The sequence below is a fragment of the Klebsiella grimontii genome (assembly GCF_900200035.1).
Taxonomy (GTDB): Bacteria; Pseudomonadota; Gammaproteobacteria; order Enterobacterales; family Enterobacteriaceae; genus Klebsiella; species Klebsiella grimontii.
The window spans coordinates 61,495-77,421 of the sequence record NZ_FZTC01000003.1 but is presented as its reverse complement, the minus strand read 5'-3'; the positions used below and the strand labels follow the sequence as shown (position 1 = coordinate 77,421).

13 protein-coding genes are annotated in these 15,927 nt (G+C 53.2%); 10 read left to right on the top strand and 3 right to left on the bottom strand.

What is annotated here, in order from left to right; translation table 11 throughout:
• Window positions 1-112: 112 nt before the first annotated feature.
• Complete coding sequence (locus tag KOSB73_RS01240; protein ID WP_098140175.1) at window positions 113-2,284, bottom strand: right-handed parallel beta-helix repeat-containing protein; 2,172 nt, start codon at window positions 2,282-2,284, stop codon at window positions 113-115.
• Between the two features lie 345 nt (window positions 2,285-2,629).
• Here KOSB73_RS01240 and glmU point away from each other — a divergent pair, with 345 nt between their 5' ends.
• The 7 genes from glmU (at window position 2,630) to phoU (ending at window position 10,949) form a co-directional block, all read left to right on the top strand.
• Window positions 2,630-4,000, top strand: a complete 1,371-nt coding sequence (gene glmU / locus KOSB73_RS01235; RefSeq protein ID WP_049090283.1) for a bifunctional UDP-N-acetylglucosamine diphosphorylase/glucosamine-1-phosphate N-acetyltransferase GlmU — start codon at window positions 2,630-2,632, stop codon at window positions 3,998-4,000.
• Between the two features lie 181 nt (window positions 4,001-4,181).
• The gene (glmS, locus tag KOSB73_RS01230) at window positions 4,182-6,011 is read left to right on the top strand and encodes a glutamine--fructose-6-phosphate transaminase (isomerizing) (protein ID WP_004871870.1); all 1,830 of its coding nucleotides are present in this window, start codon (window positions 4,182-4,184) and stop codon (window positions 6,009-6,011) included.
• A 316-nt stretch (window positions 6,012-6,327) separates the two neighbouring features.
• The gene (pstS, locus tag KOSB73_RS01225) at window positions 6,328-7,368 is read left to right on the top strand and encodes a phosphate ABC transporter substrate-binding protein PstS (protein WP_004127017.1); all 1,041 of its coding nucleotides are present in this window, start codon (window positions 6,328-6,330) and stop codon (window positions 7,366-7,368) included.
• 135 nt (window positions 7,369-7,503) lie between these two features.
• The gene (pstC, locus tag KOSB73_RS01220; protein ID WP_004871867.1) at window positions 7,504-8,463 is read left to right on the top strand and encodes a phosphate ABC transporter permease PstC; all 960 of its coding nucleotides are present in this window, start codon (window positions 7,504-7,506) and stop codon (window positions 8,461-8,463) included.
• Complete coding sequence (pstA, locus tag KOSB73_RS01215; RefSeq protein ID WP_004107257.1) at window positions 8,463-9,353, top strand: phosphate ABC transporter permease PstA; 891 nt, start codon at window positions 8,463-8,465, stop codon at window positions 9,351-9,353. Before pstC ends, pstA begins: the two co-directional genes overlap by 1 nt.
• Window positions 9,354-9,400: 47 nt before the next feature.
• On the top strand, window positions 9,401-10,174 hold the full coding sequence (gene pstB / locus KOSB73_RS01210) for a phosphate ABC transporter ATP-binding protein PstB (RefSeq protein ID WP_004107254.1): 774 nt from the start codon (window positions 9,401-9,403) through the stop codon (window positions 10,172-10,174).
• Between the two features lie 49 nt (window positions 10,175-10,223).
• Window positions 10,224-10,949, top strand: a complete 726-nt coding sequence (gene phoU / locus KOSB73_RS01205; RefSeq protein WP_004107251.1) for a phosphate signaling complex protein PhoU — start codon at window positions 10,224-10,226, stop codon at window positions 10,947-10,949.
• A gap of 240 nt (window positions 10,950-11,189) precedes the next feature.
• Here the strand turns inward: phoU and KOSB73_RS01200 are convergent, their stop codons facing one another.
• A complete protein-coding gene (locus KOSB73_RS01200) occupies window positions 11,190-11,384 on the bottom strand; it encodes a hypothetical protein (RefSeq protein ID WP_131930602.1) in 195 nt (64 codons plus the stop codon).
• A gap of 37 nt (window positions 11,385-11,421) precedes the next feature.
• Here KOSB73_RS01200 and KOSB73_RS01195 point away from each other — a divergent pair, with 37 nt between their 5' ends.
• From KOSB73_RS01195 to KOSB73_RS01185, 3 genes are read left to right on the top strand one after another with little or no spacing between them, the layout of a single operon-like run.
• Window positions 11,422-13,068: a carbohydrate porin gene (locus KOSB73_RS01195; protein ID WP_098140174.1), complete on the top strand. Its 1,647-nt coding sequence runs from the start codon at window positions 11,422-11,424 to the stop codon at window positions 13,066-13,068.
• A gap of 41 nt (window positions 13,069-13,109) precedes the next feature.
• Complete coding sequence (locus KOSB73_RS01190; RefSeq protein WP_004871855.1) at window positions 13,110-14,276, top strand: esterase; 1,167 nt, start codon at window positions 13,110-13,112, stop codon at window positions 14,274-14,276.
• 54 nt (window positions 14,277-14,330) lie between these two features.
• A complete protein-coding gene (locus KOSB73_RS01185) occupies window positions 14,331-15,068 on the top strand; it encodes a glucosamine-6-phosphate deaminase (RefSeq protein ID WP_004871852.1) in 738 nt (245 codons plus the stop codon).
• Window positions 15,069-15,109: 41 nt separating this feature from the next.
• Here the strand turns inward: KOSB73_RS01185 and yieH are convergent, their stop codons facing one another.
• Window positions 15,110-15,775, bottom strand: coding sequence for a 6-phosphogluconate phosphatase (gene yieH, locus KOSB73_RS01180; protein WP_049087043.1), 666 nt, complete (start codon window positions 15,773-15,775; stop codon window positions 15,110-15,112).
• Window positions 15,776-15,927 lie beyond the last annotated feature (152 nt).

The window sequence follows — 15,927 nt, the reverse complement described above, 5'->3', positions numbered from 1 at the left end:
ACTGCTTATGCGCTGTACCGCTAACTAAAACGACAACACATGCGGTGTGAAGCAGGAAAGGAAGTAAAAAGGTCGCCCGAGGGCGACCTTTATGTTTTTAGCGTGTCCCTGGTTAATTGCGGCTAAGGAAGTTACCGGTGTTAAAGCTGCCGTCGGCCTCACGCGTCAGCGGATCCGGCAGCGTCAGAGTCTGATAGTCGGCGCTGTGAATGCTCTTTCCCTGGGCGTTGATGCTTCGGCCACCGTGGATAAAGTAGTTGCTATCATCAATGTTCCCGATAACGGCATCGTCATATTTCCCCGGCTGGCTGCGCAGAGAAAGGTTATCGCTGAAGGTACCCTGCGTTTCCGGTGCGCCATACGGGCTTGGGCGGAATAGATAGTTAAAGCGCTGGTTATCCACCGCGACGTTATTGACCACTACCAGCTTGCCAGGATTGAAGTTGTCGGTAAAACCGTCCAGATGATTGCCGATGGCGATGCTGTTGCGTACCTCGTGGGCGACCGGCTGCCCTTCCCCACCGAGCTTAAAGCCGTTGCTGGTATTATTGCGGGCAATGGAGTTCTCGATTACCACAACGCCGTTAGCGCCGTCCTCAATTTTATTGAACAGATCGAAGCCGTCGTCGATATTATCGTGTGAGTAACAGCCCTCCAGCCGGTTACCCTCCCCTACGCGCATTTTCACCGCAAAGCCATCGGCGTTAATTTTACCCGGATCTTCGTTATTAAAGGATTCAGAATTCACCACCCGGTTATGGCTGGCCCACAGCGGGCGTCCGACATCCGCCGGAGAGGAAATTTGAATGCCGGTATCATCGTTCCGATACGCGGTGACGTTCTCGATCAGGTTATGGCTACCCTGTACGCGCAGGCTCTTGTCCGTAATGTCTACTCCATTGATATGCCAGTAGCTGGCATCCAGCAGGAGCCCGTGAATCACGGCTTTTCCGTCGGCTTTCAGGGTTTTGACTTTGTCTTTCAGGCCGCTGGCGCTAACCGGGATGGTTGTTTGCGGATAATCACCGGCGGCTAATACAATTTGCCCGCCAGGGGGAACGAGGTCGACAGCGGTGGCTAAATCCAGCGGCGAGTCCGTCGTCCCTTTAGCCTGCGACAGCCCATCCGGCGCGGCGTACAGCGTATTGCCTGTCACATTGGCGCTCTGTTCAACCGTCAGCGTTTGGGTCAGCGTGTTTGCGCCGGTGGCTGGAGTGAAGCTAATTTCGAATGTGCTTTTATCTTTCAGAACGGCAGGCTGGGTATACATCTCTCCGGCCTTCACGGCTTTATCCTGCCCGATCACCACTTCATCCTGACGCACGGTGATGCGCCCGTCACTATTCGTGCGCGCCTGCAGGAGATACTCTTTGCTCTGGCTTTTTGTCCCCGAGGCAATTTGCATGACCGGCGGCCAGCTTTTGGCAACATACGGGGCGGAGGGAACCGTATTTGCCGCGGAGGTCGTCAGGGAAGCATTGCTGACGGTGATTTTGGCGTTACGTGAGGCGAAGAAACCGACGTAGTAATGTTCTTTATCCTGCTGAGCAATCAGATCGGCGTGAGGAACCCGCTGGCTTACCCATTCATTACTGCCCGTTGCCGCCCATGAGGTAATAAATCCGTCGTTAGTGCGTTCCAGCTTAAGCTGAAACGTCGGGGTTTGCTGGATATCGATTTTCTCTTTGTAACTTTGACGCTTGATTGCAGCGCCCGCATTGCCCCACGGTTGGGTTATCCCTTCCCGGCTAATAGCCTGCAGCTTGATATGCGAGCCATCTTTTTTATCCTGGGTCATAATGGCGTTCATCACCATATTGGATGCCGCCGGGAACTCTTCGTAGCCGACCTTGAGAGGCTGTTGGCGCGGGTTGCCAATGACGTCGCGGACCAGCAGTCCCGCGCCTTCCTGCGCCGCCGGACGCGCGCCATTTTCCGGTCCAAACTGATCGACGGTCACCGTAGCCTGCAGGATAAAATTCTTATTGGTTGGCAGCTCGGTGTAAAAGAAGGTCAGTCCGTCGTGGGAGTTGGCAATTTTACCTCCCCGGCTCTCGATGGTAATGGGCTGGCTGAGATCGGCGGAATCCTGCTGCGTCAGCTTTTTCCCGGCAATGGTGACATCATTGACGCCAATTTTTTCCGGCAACACGTTCGAGGAAAAGTTACTGTCGGTGGATTGCCCAAAGGCGATTGCCCGCCACTGATGGCCTTCGTTGGCCTGCAGCGGTAGCGCGATCATCGTACTGCAAAGGGTTAATGCCAAAGGTATTTTGTTTTTCATTTTTTTCTCCTGGGTAATTATTAACCGGCATTATCAGGAAAATGAAATGGTGTTTCTATTTATTGCGTCACAATTAATGAATATTAAAACCGCGTTTTACTTTATGGATTTTCTTTATTTTTCCATCAAAAAAACAGCAAAAGCAGAGGGATAGCCGGTATCCCTCCCCGTTAAAATGCTTTTTTTGCGCTAAACGGGTTTGCGCTGGCTAAAAATACCCACCTAAAATGGTGTATAGCGTTACGCTTGTGCGTTTTATCTTCGTCTCGTTTCATGATGAAAAATATGTAGATATTTCAACGTGAAAGGCTTTTACTTTTCGTTCTAACAGCAGTCAGGATGCGTATGTCAAACAGTCCGATGAGCGTGGTTATTCTTGCCGCAGGCAAAGGTACCCGCATGTATTCCGATCTTCCTAAGGTGTTGCATTCGCTGGCCGGAAAGCCGATGGTGCAGCATGTTATTGATGCGGCTAAAGAATTAGGGGCATCCGCCGTACATCTGGTGTACGGGCACGGCGGCGACCTGCTTCGCCAGACGCTGCGCGAAGACAATCTTAACTGGGTTCTACAGGCCGAACAGCTTGGTACCGGCCACGCTATGCAGCAGGCGGCGCCGTTCTTCAGCGACGATGAAGATATCCTGATGCTGTACGGCGACGTGCCGCTTATTTCCGTCGAAACATTACAGCGCCTGCGGGACGCGAAACCGCAGGGCGGTATCGGCCTGTTGACGGTGAAGCTGGACGATCCGACCGGCTATGGCCGCATTACGCGCGATAACGGCGCGGTGACGGGTATTGTTGAGCATAAAGACGCCAGCGAAGAGCAGCGCCGGATTCAGGAAATTAATACCGGGATTCTGGTCGCCAACGGGGCGGATCTTAAACGCTGGCTGGCTAAGCTCACCAACAACAACGTTCAGGGCGAATACTACATCACCGACATTATCGCCATGGCCTATCAAGAAGGTCGTGAAATTACCGCTGTACATCCGCGACGGTTAAGCGAAGTGGAAGGCGTGAATAACCGCCTGCAGCTCTCCCGCCTTGAACGCGTCTGGCAGTCTGAACAGGCTGAAAAGCTGCTGCTCGCGGGCGTTATGCTGCGCGATCCGGCGCGTTTTGATCTGCGCGGCGTGCTGAAACACGGGCGCGATGTCGAAATTGATACTAACGTTATCCTCGAAGGTGACGTGGTGCTGGGGGATCGGGTCAAGATCGGCGCTGGCTGCGTCATCAAGAACAGCACCATTGGTGATGATTGCGAGATTAGCCCCTATACCGTGGTGGAGGATGCGCATCTGGAAGCCGCCTGTACCATTGGACCGTTCGCGCGGCTGCGCCCAGGCGCTGAGCTTCTGGAAGGCGCGCACGTTGGCAACTTTGTCGAAATTAAAAAGGCGCGCTTGGGTAAAGGCACAAAAGCCGGGCATCTCTCCTATCTCGGAGACGCCGAGATTGGCGATAACGTCAATATCGGCGCGGGCACCATCACCTGTAACTATGATGGCGCAAATAAGCACAAAACGGTGATTGGCGATGACGTGTTTGTTGGCTCTGACAGCCAGCTGGTCGCGCCGGTGACCGTCGGCAATGGCGTCACCATTGCCGCAGGAACAACGGTAACGCGTGACGTTGCCGATAATGAATTAGTGTTAAGCCGCGTGCCGCAGGTCCATAAACAGGGCTGGCAGCGCCCGGTGAAGAAAAAGTAACGCTATTTCTCTTTCGCCCTTTCGGGGAGAAAGAGCGGGGTGAGGGGATAACATAATCCTCCCCCCACGGCAGTACCCATAAAAATAACCCCACTCTCTACAAGGCTCGGGGCGCCCGAAATTCGGGTAAACAGGTTGACCGACAACGTATGGCATACAGCCAAAATCGGAATGAAAAACTATGTGTGGAATTGTTGGCGCAGTCGCGCAGCGTGATATTGCTGAAATCCTTCTCGAAGGTTTACGTCGTCTGGAATACCGCGGTTACGACTCTGCCGGTCTGGCAGTCGTCGATAACGAAGGTCATATGAACCGCGTTCGTCGCCTTGGGAAAGTACAGATGCTGGCCCAGGCACTGGAAGAACATCCGTTGCACGGCGGTACCGGGATTGCCCATACCCGCTGGGCGACGCACGGCGAACCGTCTGAAGGTAACGCGCATCCGCATGTTTCTGACCATATTGTGGTGGTGCATAACGGGATCATCGAAAACCATGAGCCGCTGCGCGAGCTGTTGCAGTCGCGAGGCTACGTTTTTGTCTCCGAGACTGACACGGAAGTGATTGCGCATCTCGTTCACTGGGAGCTGGAACAAGGCGGCACCCTGCGTGAAGCCGTTCTGCGAACCATCCCGCAGCTGCGTGGCGCTTACGGCACCGTGATCATGGATACCCGCGATCCGGGTACGCTGCTGGCCGCTCGTTCAGGCAGCCCGCTGGTCATTGGCCTGGGGATGGGGGAAAACTTCATTGCCTCCGATCAGCTGGCGCTGCTGCCGGTTACCCGCCGCTTTATCTTCCTCGAAGAGGGCGATATTGCTGAGGTTACCCGCCGTTCGGTGACTATCTTTGATAAATCCGGCGCCGAAGTGCAGCGCCCGGACATCGAATCCAATCTGCAGTACGATGCGGGCGATAAAGGTATCTATCGCCACTACATGCAAAAAGAGATCTACGAGCAGCCGAACGCTATCAAAAATACCCTTTCCGGGCGTATTAGCCATGGTGAGGTTGATTTAAGCGAGCTGGGCCCGCAGGCTAACGAGCTGCTGTCGCAGGTTGAGCATATTCAGATCATCGCCTGCGGCACCTCCTATAACTCAGGTATGGTTTCCCGCTACTGGTTTGAGTCGCTGGCAGGGGTACCGTGCGATGTCGAAATTGCCTCCGAGTTCCGCTACCGCAAATCGGCCGTGCGTCGCAACAGCCTGATGATCACCCTCTCTCAGTCAGGCGAAACGGCAGATACGCTGGCCGGTCTGCGCCTGTCGAAAGAGCTGGGCTATCTGGGCTCGCTGGCGATTTGTAATGTGCCTGGTTCCTCTCTGGTGCGTGAATCCGATCTGGCGATGATGACCAACGCCGGAACGGAAATCGGCGTCGCCTCGACCAAAGCCTTCACTACGCAGCTGACCGTTCTGCTGATGCTGGTGGCGAAACTGGCGCGCCTCAAAGGCCAGGACGCCGCTATCGAACACGAGATCGTGCATGGCCTGCAGGCGCTGCCGAGCCGCATTGAGCAGGTGCTTTCGCAGGATAAGCGTATCGAAGCGCTGGCTGAGAATTTCTCTGACAAACACCACGCGCTGTTCCTTGGACGCGGCGATCAGTATCCCATCGCCCTCGAAGGGGCGCTGAAGCTGAAAGAGATCTCCTATATTCACGCAGAAGCCTATGCTGCCGGTGAGCTGAAGCATGGTCCGCTGGCGCTGATTGACGCTGAGATGCCGGTAGTGGTGGTGGCGCCGAACAACGAACTGCTGGAAAAACTGAAATCCAACATTGAAGAAGTTCGCGCCCGCGGCGGCCAGCTGTACGTCTTTGCTGACGGCGATGCGGGTTTCACCAGCAGCGACAATATGCACATCATCGAGATGCCGCACGTTGAAGAGGTTATCGCGCCAATCTTCTACACCGTACCGCTGCAGCTGCTGGCGTATCACGTCGCGCTGATCAAAGGGACTGACGTTGACCAGCCGCGTAACCTGGCGAAATCGGTTACCGTGGAATAACGGTTTTTACATCGTGACAGGGCTGCCGTCCGGCAGCCCTTTTTATTTGCGGCGAACGGCGAGATCCCACCCGCTTTATGACAGTCTGTCATTTTTGAGACGCTTTTTTGCCGTCATAAAAATAAAATTTTTCGGCAATCTTTTCCTCATTATCTTTATTAACAATATGATTTGTATTGTTTTTATTTAGCGTGAAATCCCGCCTTTTCGCCTGTCATAAAACTGTAATAATTCGTACATTTTACTGTCACCTGTTTGTCCTATTTTGCTCACCATAGCTTCGAAACAATGGTTTACGAATCCAGCAGGAGACATTATGAACGTTATGCGTACCACCGTCGCAACAGTTGTCGCCGCGACCTTATCGATGAGCGCTTTCTCTGTTTTTGCAGCAGCAAGCCTGACTGGCGCAGGCGCAACTTTCCCCGCGCCGGTGTATGCCAAGTGGGCAGATACCTATAACAAAGAAACGGGTAATAAAGTTAATTACCAGGGTATCGGCTCCTCTGGCGGCGTAAAACAAATTACGGCCAACACCGTAGACTTTGGCGCTTCTGATGCCCCTCTGGCTGACGATAAACTGGCTCAGGAAGGTCTGTTCCAGTTCCCGACCGTTATCGGCGGCGTGGTGCTGGCGATTAACCTGCCTGGCGTGAAATCCGGCGAGCTGGTGCTTGATGGTAAAACGCTGGGTGATATCTACCTTGGCAAAATCAAAAAATGGGATGATGCAGCGATTGCTAAGCTCAACCCGGGCATGAAGCTGCCTTCTCAGAATATCGCCGTTGTTCGTCGTGCCGATGGTTCCGGTACTTCCTTCGTTTTCACCAGCTATCTGGCGAAGGTGAATGAAGAGTGGAAATCTAAAATCGGCGCGGGTTCAACCGTAAACTGGCCGACCGGACTGGGCGGTAAGGGCAACGACGGCATCGCCGCGTTTGTTCAGCGTCTGCCGGGTTCTATCGGCTACGTCGAATATGCCTACGCAAAACAGAATAACCTCGCTTACACCAAACTGCTGTCCGCCGATGGCAAGCCGGTGAGCCCGACTGAAGATAACTTCGCTAACGCGGCGAAAGAAATCGACTGGAGCAAATCCTTTGCACAGGATCTGACTAACCAGAAAGGCGACAACGCATGGCCGATTACCTCGACCACCTTCATTCTGGTTCACAAGGCTTCCAACAAGCCAGAGCAGACCGCTGAAGTGCTGAAGTTCTTCGACTGGGCGTATAAAAACGGCGGTAAAGAGGCTAACGCGCTGGATTATGCAACCCTGCCGGAAAGCGTGGTTGAGCAGGTTCGCGCGGCATGGAAGACCAACGTCAAGGATAGCAGCGGTAAAGCGCTGTACTAATACCCGTCATACTTCGAGCTACAGGCGCGTTGGCAGCGCTTGCCTGCAGCTCGAATTATTTAGGGTATGGCATTACCTTTGTCAGAAAGATCAGTAAACTACGTTTTTTTCTGGCCCGAAACTGAAGAGTAACTTATGGCTGCAACCAAGCCGGCATTTAACCCTCCGGGGAAAAAGGGTGACATAATTTTCAGCGTGCTGGTAAAACTGGCGGCGCTGATTGTGCTATTGATGCTTGGCGGCATCATCGTCTCCCTTATCATCTCGTCCTGGCCAAGCATTGAGAAATTCGGCTTCGCCTTTCTGTGGACCAAAGAGTGGGATGCGCCGAACCAGATTTTCGGTGCCCTGGTGCCTATTTACGGAACGCTGGTCACCTCATTTATCGCGCTGCTGATCGCCGTGCCGGTGAGCTTCGGTATCGCGCTGTTTTTGACCGAACTGTCACCCGCCTGGCTCAAGCGCCCGCTGGGTATCGCCATTGAGCTGCTGGCCGCGATTCCCAGTATCGTATACGGCATGTGGGGTCTGTTTATTTTCGCCCCGCTGTTTGCGACCTACTTCCAGGAGCCAGTTGGCAACGTTCTCTCGACCATTCCGTTCGTTGGCGCGCTCTTTGCGGGCCCGGCATTTGGTATCGGTATTCTGGCGGCAGGCGTGATTCTGGCCATCATGATCATCCCTTATATCGCGGCCGTTATGCGTGACGTCTTTGAACAGACGCCGGTGATGATGAAAGAGTCGGCATACGGTATCGGCTGTACAACGTGGGAAGTTATCTGGCGTATCGTTCTGCCCTTTACCAAAAACGGCGTTATCGGCGGAGTGATGCTCGGACTGGGGCGCGCGCTGGGGGAAACCATGGCGGTGACCTTTATTATCGGCAACACCTACCAGCTTGATAGCGTTTCATTATATATGCCAGGCAACAGCATCACCTCCGCGCTGGCCAATGAGTTTGCCGAGGCGGAAACCGGGCTGCACGTTGCCGCATTGATGGAGCTGGGCCTGATTCTCTTCGTTATTACCTTTATTGTTCTTGCCGCATCGAAGTTTATGATTATGCGTCTGGCTAAGAACGAGGGGGCACGCTAATGGCGACGATTGAACTACAAACCACCGCGGAGCTGGCGGAGTCTCGCCGCAAAATGCAGGCAAAACGCCGCATGAAAAACCGCCTCGCCCTGACGCTATCGATGGCGACCATGGCGTTTGGCCTGTTCTGGCTTATCTGGATCCTGATGTCCACCGTTACCCGCGGCATCGACGGCATGAGCCTGGCGCTGTTTACCGAAATGACCCCGCCGCCAAATACGGCGGGCGGCGGTCTGGCAAACGCCCTGGCAGGTAGCGGATTGTTGATTCTGTGGTCGACGGTTATCGGTACCCCTCTGGGCATTCTGGCGGGGATTTATCTGGCGGAATATGGCCGTAAATCCTGGCTGGCGGAAGTGATTCGGTTTATTAACGATATCCTGCTTTCCGCGCCGTCGATTGTCGTCGGTCTGTTTGTGTACACCATCGTCGTTGCGCAAATGCAGCACTTTTCCGGCTGGGCGGGCGTGATTGCGCTGGCGCTGCTGCAGGTGCCTATCGTTATTCGTACCACTGAAAACATGCTGAAGCTGGTTCCGGACAGCCTGCGCGAGGCGGCTTATGCGCTGGGTACGCCGAAGTGGCGCATGATTTCTGCGATCACCCTGAAGGCATCGGTATCGGGCATTATGACCGGTATCCTGCTGGCCATCGCCCGTATCGCCGGGGAAACGGCGCCGCTGCTGTTTACCGCGCTCTCCAATCAGTTCTGGAGCACCGATATGATGCAGCCGATCGCTAACCTGCCGGTAACGATTTTCAAATTTGCCATGAGTCCGTTTGCGGAGTGGCAGCAACTGGCATGGGCCGGGGTCTTGATTATCACCCTGTGCGTATTGCTGCTGAACATTCTGGCGCGCGTTATTTTCGCGAAGAATAAACACGGTTAATTTTTGCGGCGCGACGAAACGCGGCGCCGAATGAGGAAGAGAACGAGATGAGTATGGTGAATACGACCCCGGGTAAACTTTCAGTACGTAATCTGAACTTCTACTACGGAAAATTCCATGCCCTGAAAAACATCAACCTGGATATCACCAAAAACCAGGTTACGGCGTTTATCGGTCCGTCAGGCTGCGGTAAATCCACGCTGCTGCGTACGTTCAACAAAATGTTTGAGCTGTACCCGGAGCAGCGCGCGGAAGGCGAAATTCTGCTGGATGGCGATAATATTCTCACCAACACCCAGGATATCGCCCTGCTGCGCGCCAAAGTGGGGATGGTGTTCCAGAAGCCGACGCCGTTCCCGATGTCGATTTATGACAACATTGCCTTTGGCGTACGCCTGTTTGAGAAACTCTCCCGCGCGGATATGGACGAGCGAGTGCAGTGGGCTTTGACCAAAGCCGCATTGTGGAATGAAACCAAAGATAAACTGCATCAGAGCGGATATTCTCTCTCCGGTGGTCAGCAGCAGCGTCTGTGCATCGCGCGCGGTATCGCTATTCGTCCGGAAGTCTTACTGCTGGATGAGCCCTGCTCGGCGCTGGACCCGATCTCTACCGGGCGTATTGAAGAGCTGATTACCGAACTGAAACAGGATTACACCGTCGTTATCGTGACCCACAACATGCAGCAGGCCGCGCGTTGTTCCGACCATACGGCATTTATGTATCTTGGCGAGCTGATTGAATTCAGCAACACGGACGATCTGTTTACCAAGCCCGCTAAGAAGCAAACTGAAGATTACATTACTGGCCGCTACGGTTGATTGCCCTTCTGCTTTCAGGCTCTAACCTATTGGGCAATCAGGAGATACTATGGATAACCTAAATCTTAACAAACATATTTCCGGCCAGTTCAACGCCGAACTGGAGTACATCCGCACCCAGGTCATGACCATGGGTGGGCTGGTGGAACAGCAGCTTTCTGATGCGATCACCGCGATGCATAACCAGGACAGCGAGCTGGCGAAGCGCGTTATCGACGGCGATAAGCAGGTCAATATGATGGAAGTCGCGATCGATGAAGCCTGTGTACGCATCATCGCCAAGCGTCAGCCAACCGCCAGCGACCTGCGCCTGGTGATGGCGATTATCAAAACCATCGCCGAGCTGGAACGTATCGGCGACGTCGCGGATAAAATCTGCCGCACCGCGCTGGAAAAATTCTCCCAGCAGCATCAGCCGCTGCTGGTAAGCCTGGAATCGCTGGGGCGCCATACCGTGCAGATGCTGCACGATGTACTGGATGCCTTTGCGCGTATGGACCTTGATGAAGCCGTGCGTATTTATCGCGAAGATAAGAAAGTTGACCAGGAATATGAAGGCATCGTACGTCAGTTGATGACCTATATGATGGAAGATTCGCGCACTATTCCAAGCGTGTTGACCGCGCTGTTCTGCGCCCGCTCGATTGAGCGTATCGGCGATCGTTGCCAGAATATCTGCGAATATATTTTCTACTTCGTCAAAGGTCAGGATTTCCGTCACGTTGGCGGTGACGAGCTGGATAAACTGCTGGCGGGAAAAGATCCCAAAGAGTAATAAATCACAGAAACTAATTCTGATAAAAGGATATATCAGAATTAGTTATGATATATGTTTAAGTTATTTTTTCATTAACAATAACGGTGCGATTGTCGTCACAAATAACAATTTCACTAATTGTGGTTTTATTTTTATAGCGTAACAATACGGTTTATCAATCGGGTGACTTGTCGTTACAAGGCCCGAATGGAAACGGCGGATTGTTACTGCGTAAGCAGGCAAAACCTGACATCACCTTTAATCTGGTGATGTCAGGTTTTTTTTTGCCAAATAATCCACCCGCAGTAGATGAATGGGGTTGTTACCGCCGTGCGGGCAAAACCTGAAGAAAATCGCCTCTGTTTTATGCAGGGAGTTTTCTTCAGGTTTTTTTATGCGATGAAAAAATGTCTGAGGATAAACCATGCCTTCGCGCTGGTCGTTATTTTTCACGATATTCAGCTGCACTCATTTTATATAAAGGGACCTTATGTTTAAAAGAAATCTGATTACATCTGCCATTATTATTATGGCACCGATCGCTTATTCCTCCCATGCTATGGCGGCATCGTTGACGGTTGAACAGCGCCTTGAGCTTCTGGAAAAGGCGCTTAAGGATACGCAGTCCGAACTTAAAAAATATAAAGATGAAGAGAAAGCCAGAAATCAAATCTGGGTCGCCAATACGCAGCCGGGCGGAAATAAAACGAGCGCGGCTCGGCAGGCCGTAAGCTCGCCAGCGCCGACCAGCGCCGCCCAAAAACCGGCGGCGGTACTGGTGAAAAATGAACAACCCGCGGCTAACGGCGAGTCTATCTATAGCTCCATGACGATGAAGGATTTCAGTCAGTTCGTGAAGGATGAAATTGGCTTCAGCTATAACGGCTATTACCGTTCCGGTTGGGGAACCGCTTCTCATGGATCGCCAAAATCGTGGGCGATTGGTTCGCTTGGCCGCTTTGGTAACGAATACTCTGGCTGGTTTGATTTACAGCTTAAGCAGCGGGTCTATCAGGAAGGCAATAAGCGTGTTGATGCGATCGTGATGTTAGACGGTAACGTCGGGCAGCAGTATTCCAGCGGCTGGTTCGGGGATAACGCTGGCGGCGAGAACTATATGCAGTTCTCTGATATGTACGTCAATACCAAAGGTTTCCTGCCGTTTGCGCCGGAAGCGGATTTCTGGGTCGGCAAGCACGGCGCGCCGAAAATTGAAATCCAGATGCTGGACTGGAAAACGCAGAGAACCGATGCCGCAGCAGGCGTTGGCCTTGAAAACTGGAAGGTGGGCGCGGGTAAGTTTGATATTGCGCTGGTACGCGAGGACGTTGATGATTACAACCGTACGTTGACCAAAAGCCAGCAACTTAACACCAATACCATTGATATCCGCTATAAAGAAATCCCTCTCTGGGATAAAGCCTCATTAATGGTGACCGGCCGCTATGTCGCGGCAAATCAGAGCTCATCAGAAAAATATAATGAAGGTAATAATGGGTATTATGAATGGAAAGATACCTGGATGGCGGGAACGTCGTTAACGCAGAAATTCGATAACGGCGGGTTTAACGAGTTTTCATTCCTGCTGGCGAACAACTCTATCGCCAGTAGCTTCTCGCGCTATGCGGGATCCAGTCCGTATACCACCTTTAACGGCAGATACTATGGCGATCATACCAACGGCACCGCCGTTCGTTTGACCTCCCAGGGGGAAACCTATCTGAGTGATAACATCATTATGGCTGACGCCATCGTTTACTCCTTTGGTAATGATATCTACAGCTACGAGACTGGCGCGCACTCCGATTTCGAATCTATTCGCGCCGTCGTTCGTCCGGCCTGGATCTGGGATAAATATAACCAGACCGGCGTCGAACTGGGCTATTTCAAACAGCAGAACAAAGATATCACCGGCAAGAAATATAACGAATCCGGTTACAAAACCACCCTCTTCCATACCTTTAAAGTGAATACCAGTATGCTGACCTCACGCCCGGAAATTCGTTTCTATGCGACTTATATTAAAGCGAAGGATATCGACCTGGATAAGGCCGCTAACAGCAACACCAGCAGCATTTTTGAAGATGGTAAGAACGATCAGTTTGCCGTTGGCGCCCAGGCTGAAATCTGGTGGTAAGGCTGGCAATGGCCAGGACAAAATTCTAAAGAGGAATAACGATGAAACGACATGCTATTTACTTCGCTCTGGCGCTGGCGGGCGCAGCGTTTACCGCTCATGCTGCGCCGTTTCCGGCCACGCCGAGCGCGGCGATCCCGGTCAGCCAGTATATTACACAGGTTAACGGCGATAAGAGTATTACCTTCCGCCTGTTTGCCCCGGACGCAAAACGGGTATCCGTGGTGACGGGGGCAACGCCGGACACCTTCGTCTCCCACGATATGGCCAAAGATGAACAGGGGATCTGGACATGGAAAAGTGAAGCTCTGGCGCCCAACCTCTACGAATACTATTTTGATGTCGACGGATTCCGTTCAGTCGATACCGGTAGCCGCTATCAGAAACCCCAGCGTCAGGTGAATACCAGCCTGATTCTGGTACCCGGCAGCATTCTTGACGATCGCGCGGTGGCTCATGGGGAACTACGCACCTTGACCTACCACTCAAAGGCGCTGAATTCTGAACGCCGTGCCTACGTGTGGACGCCGCCGGGCTATACCGGTACCGGCGAGCCGTTGCCGGTGCTCTATTTCTATCACGGTTTTGGCGACAGCGGCCTGTCGGCCATCGATCAGGGGCGTATCCCGCAAATCATGGATAACCTGTTGGCGGAAGGCAAAATCAAGCCCATGCTGGTGGTGGTGCCGGATACCGAAACCGATATTCCTGAAGCGGTTGCGGAAAACTTCCCGCCGCAGGAACGGCGTAAAACCTTCTATCCACTGAATGCGAAAGCGGCGGATAAAGAGCTGATGAACGATATTATTCCGCTGATTGATGCCCGCTTTAATGTGCGGAAAGACGCGGATGGCCGGGCGCTTGCCGGGCTGTCGCAGGGCGGTTATCAGGCGCTGGTCTCGGGAATGAACCATCTGGAGAGCTTCGGCTGGCTGGCGACCTTCAGCGGCGTAACGACAACCACGGTGCCGGATGCCGGCGTCGAGGCGCAGCTAAAAAACCCGCAGGCGATCAATAAGCAGCTGCGTAATTTCACCGTCGTCGTGGGTGAGAAAGACGCGGTCACCGGTAAAGATATCGCCGGACTGAAAGCGGAGCTGGAGAAGCAGAACATCAAATTTGACTACCACGAGTTTCCGGGCCTGAACCACGAAATGGACGTCTGGCGCCCAGCCTACGCCGAGTTCGTGCAGAAGCTGTTCAAATAAAATCAAGGAGCCAGATCCCTGGCTCCCTGTCTTCATTATATTCAGGGAGATAACATGAAGTTAATCGTGACGGAAGATTATGCCGAGATGAGCCTGGTCGCCAGCCATCATGTTTTAGGCTACATCACCGCGCCGCGGAGGATGAATCTGGCGGTAACGGCAGGCAGTACGCCGAAGAAAATGTATGAACATCTGACGGCAGCGATTAAAGGCAAGTCCTTCTATTCTCAGGCCCATTATTACAATTTTGATGAGATCCCGTTCCGCGGACAGGATCGCGAAGGGGTGACCATTTCCAATCTGCGCAGCCTGTTTTTCACTCCCGCTCAGATCCCGGAAGAGAATATCCACAAGCTTAGCCATGCAAACTTTATCCATCACGACCAGCGGTTACAGGAGGAGGGGGGCCTGGATCTGGTGGTGATGGGTCTCGGCGCTGACGGCCATTTTTGCGGTAACTTACCGAATACCACGCGGTTCCACGATGCGACGGTGAAAGTCCCTATCGTCGGGGATTTGGTGGATCTCGTCGCGCATGGCGAAATGGACGGCGACTTCTCCGCGGTGCCGGATAGCTACGTCACGATGGGGCCGAAAAGCGTTATGGCGGCGAAAAATTTGCTGCTGATCGTCAGCGGAGCGGCAAAAGCGCAGGCGCTAAAGCAGGTGATTGAAGGCGAAGTCAGCGAGCGGGTTCCGGCTTCGGTGCTGAAACTGCATCCTTCCCTGGTGATTGTGGCTGATAAAGCAGCGGCTGCGGAATTGACTAAAGCGCAGTCCTTCTCAGCGTAGCGCAGGCGGGTCGCTCCGGGGTTGCGCTACGCTGCGGCTTTTTATCGGGTAATATGCCAGCCGCGCGCTTTCCACAGTTCCGGCAGCGCTTCCAGACGGGTAAACGTCGTCACTTTCGGATGGTCGATGGGCTTGTTGTGCGGATCGGCGCAGAAGTAGAACACCTCCATGCCTGCCGCGATCCCCGACTGCGCGCCTGCGCTGGAGTCGTCGACCAGAATGCAGTTCTCTACGTTAACATTCATCGCTTTTGCAGCATGCAGCATCAGTGCCGGATCGGGCTTCCAGCGCTGGATATCGTAGCCGCTATACAGACGCTCGGGGAAATGGCGCAGCATACCTGTTTTACCGAGAGAGTGCTGCATTTTGCTGACCGGGCCGTTGGAGACCACGCACATCGGCACGTTGACCGCGTCCAGCAGCGCCTGTGCGCCAGAAATGACTTCCAGTTCAGTATCAAACAGGCGCGCGACTTCATCGCGGTAAACCGGCTCAAGGGTCGCCTTATCCAGATTAACGCCGTACTCCGCGTTAATGGTATCGATAATCTCGTACAGCTTTACGCCTTTGAAGCGCTTAAAAATCTCTTCTAAATCCAGCGTAATGCCGAATTCCCTGAACATGTGAACGTAGGCGCGGGAGCAGATCACCTCGCTGTCGACCAGCGTGCCGTCACAGTCGAAAAATACTGCTTCTGGTTGGGTCATGTCGTTTCCATTTTAATAAGTTAACGTTTTCGTCATGCTGATTGGTGAGACGCAATCGTTGCCGTATAAGCAAAATCAATGAAAAAAAGTATCTCACAACCGCCCCTATTGTCGCATTTTGGTATAGGATAGCGACGAATTTTCCCTCCTTT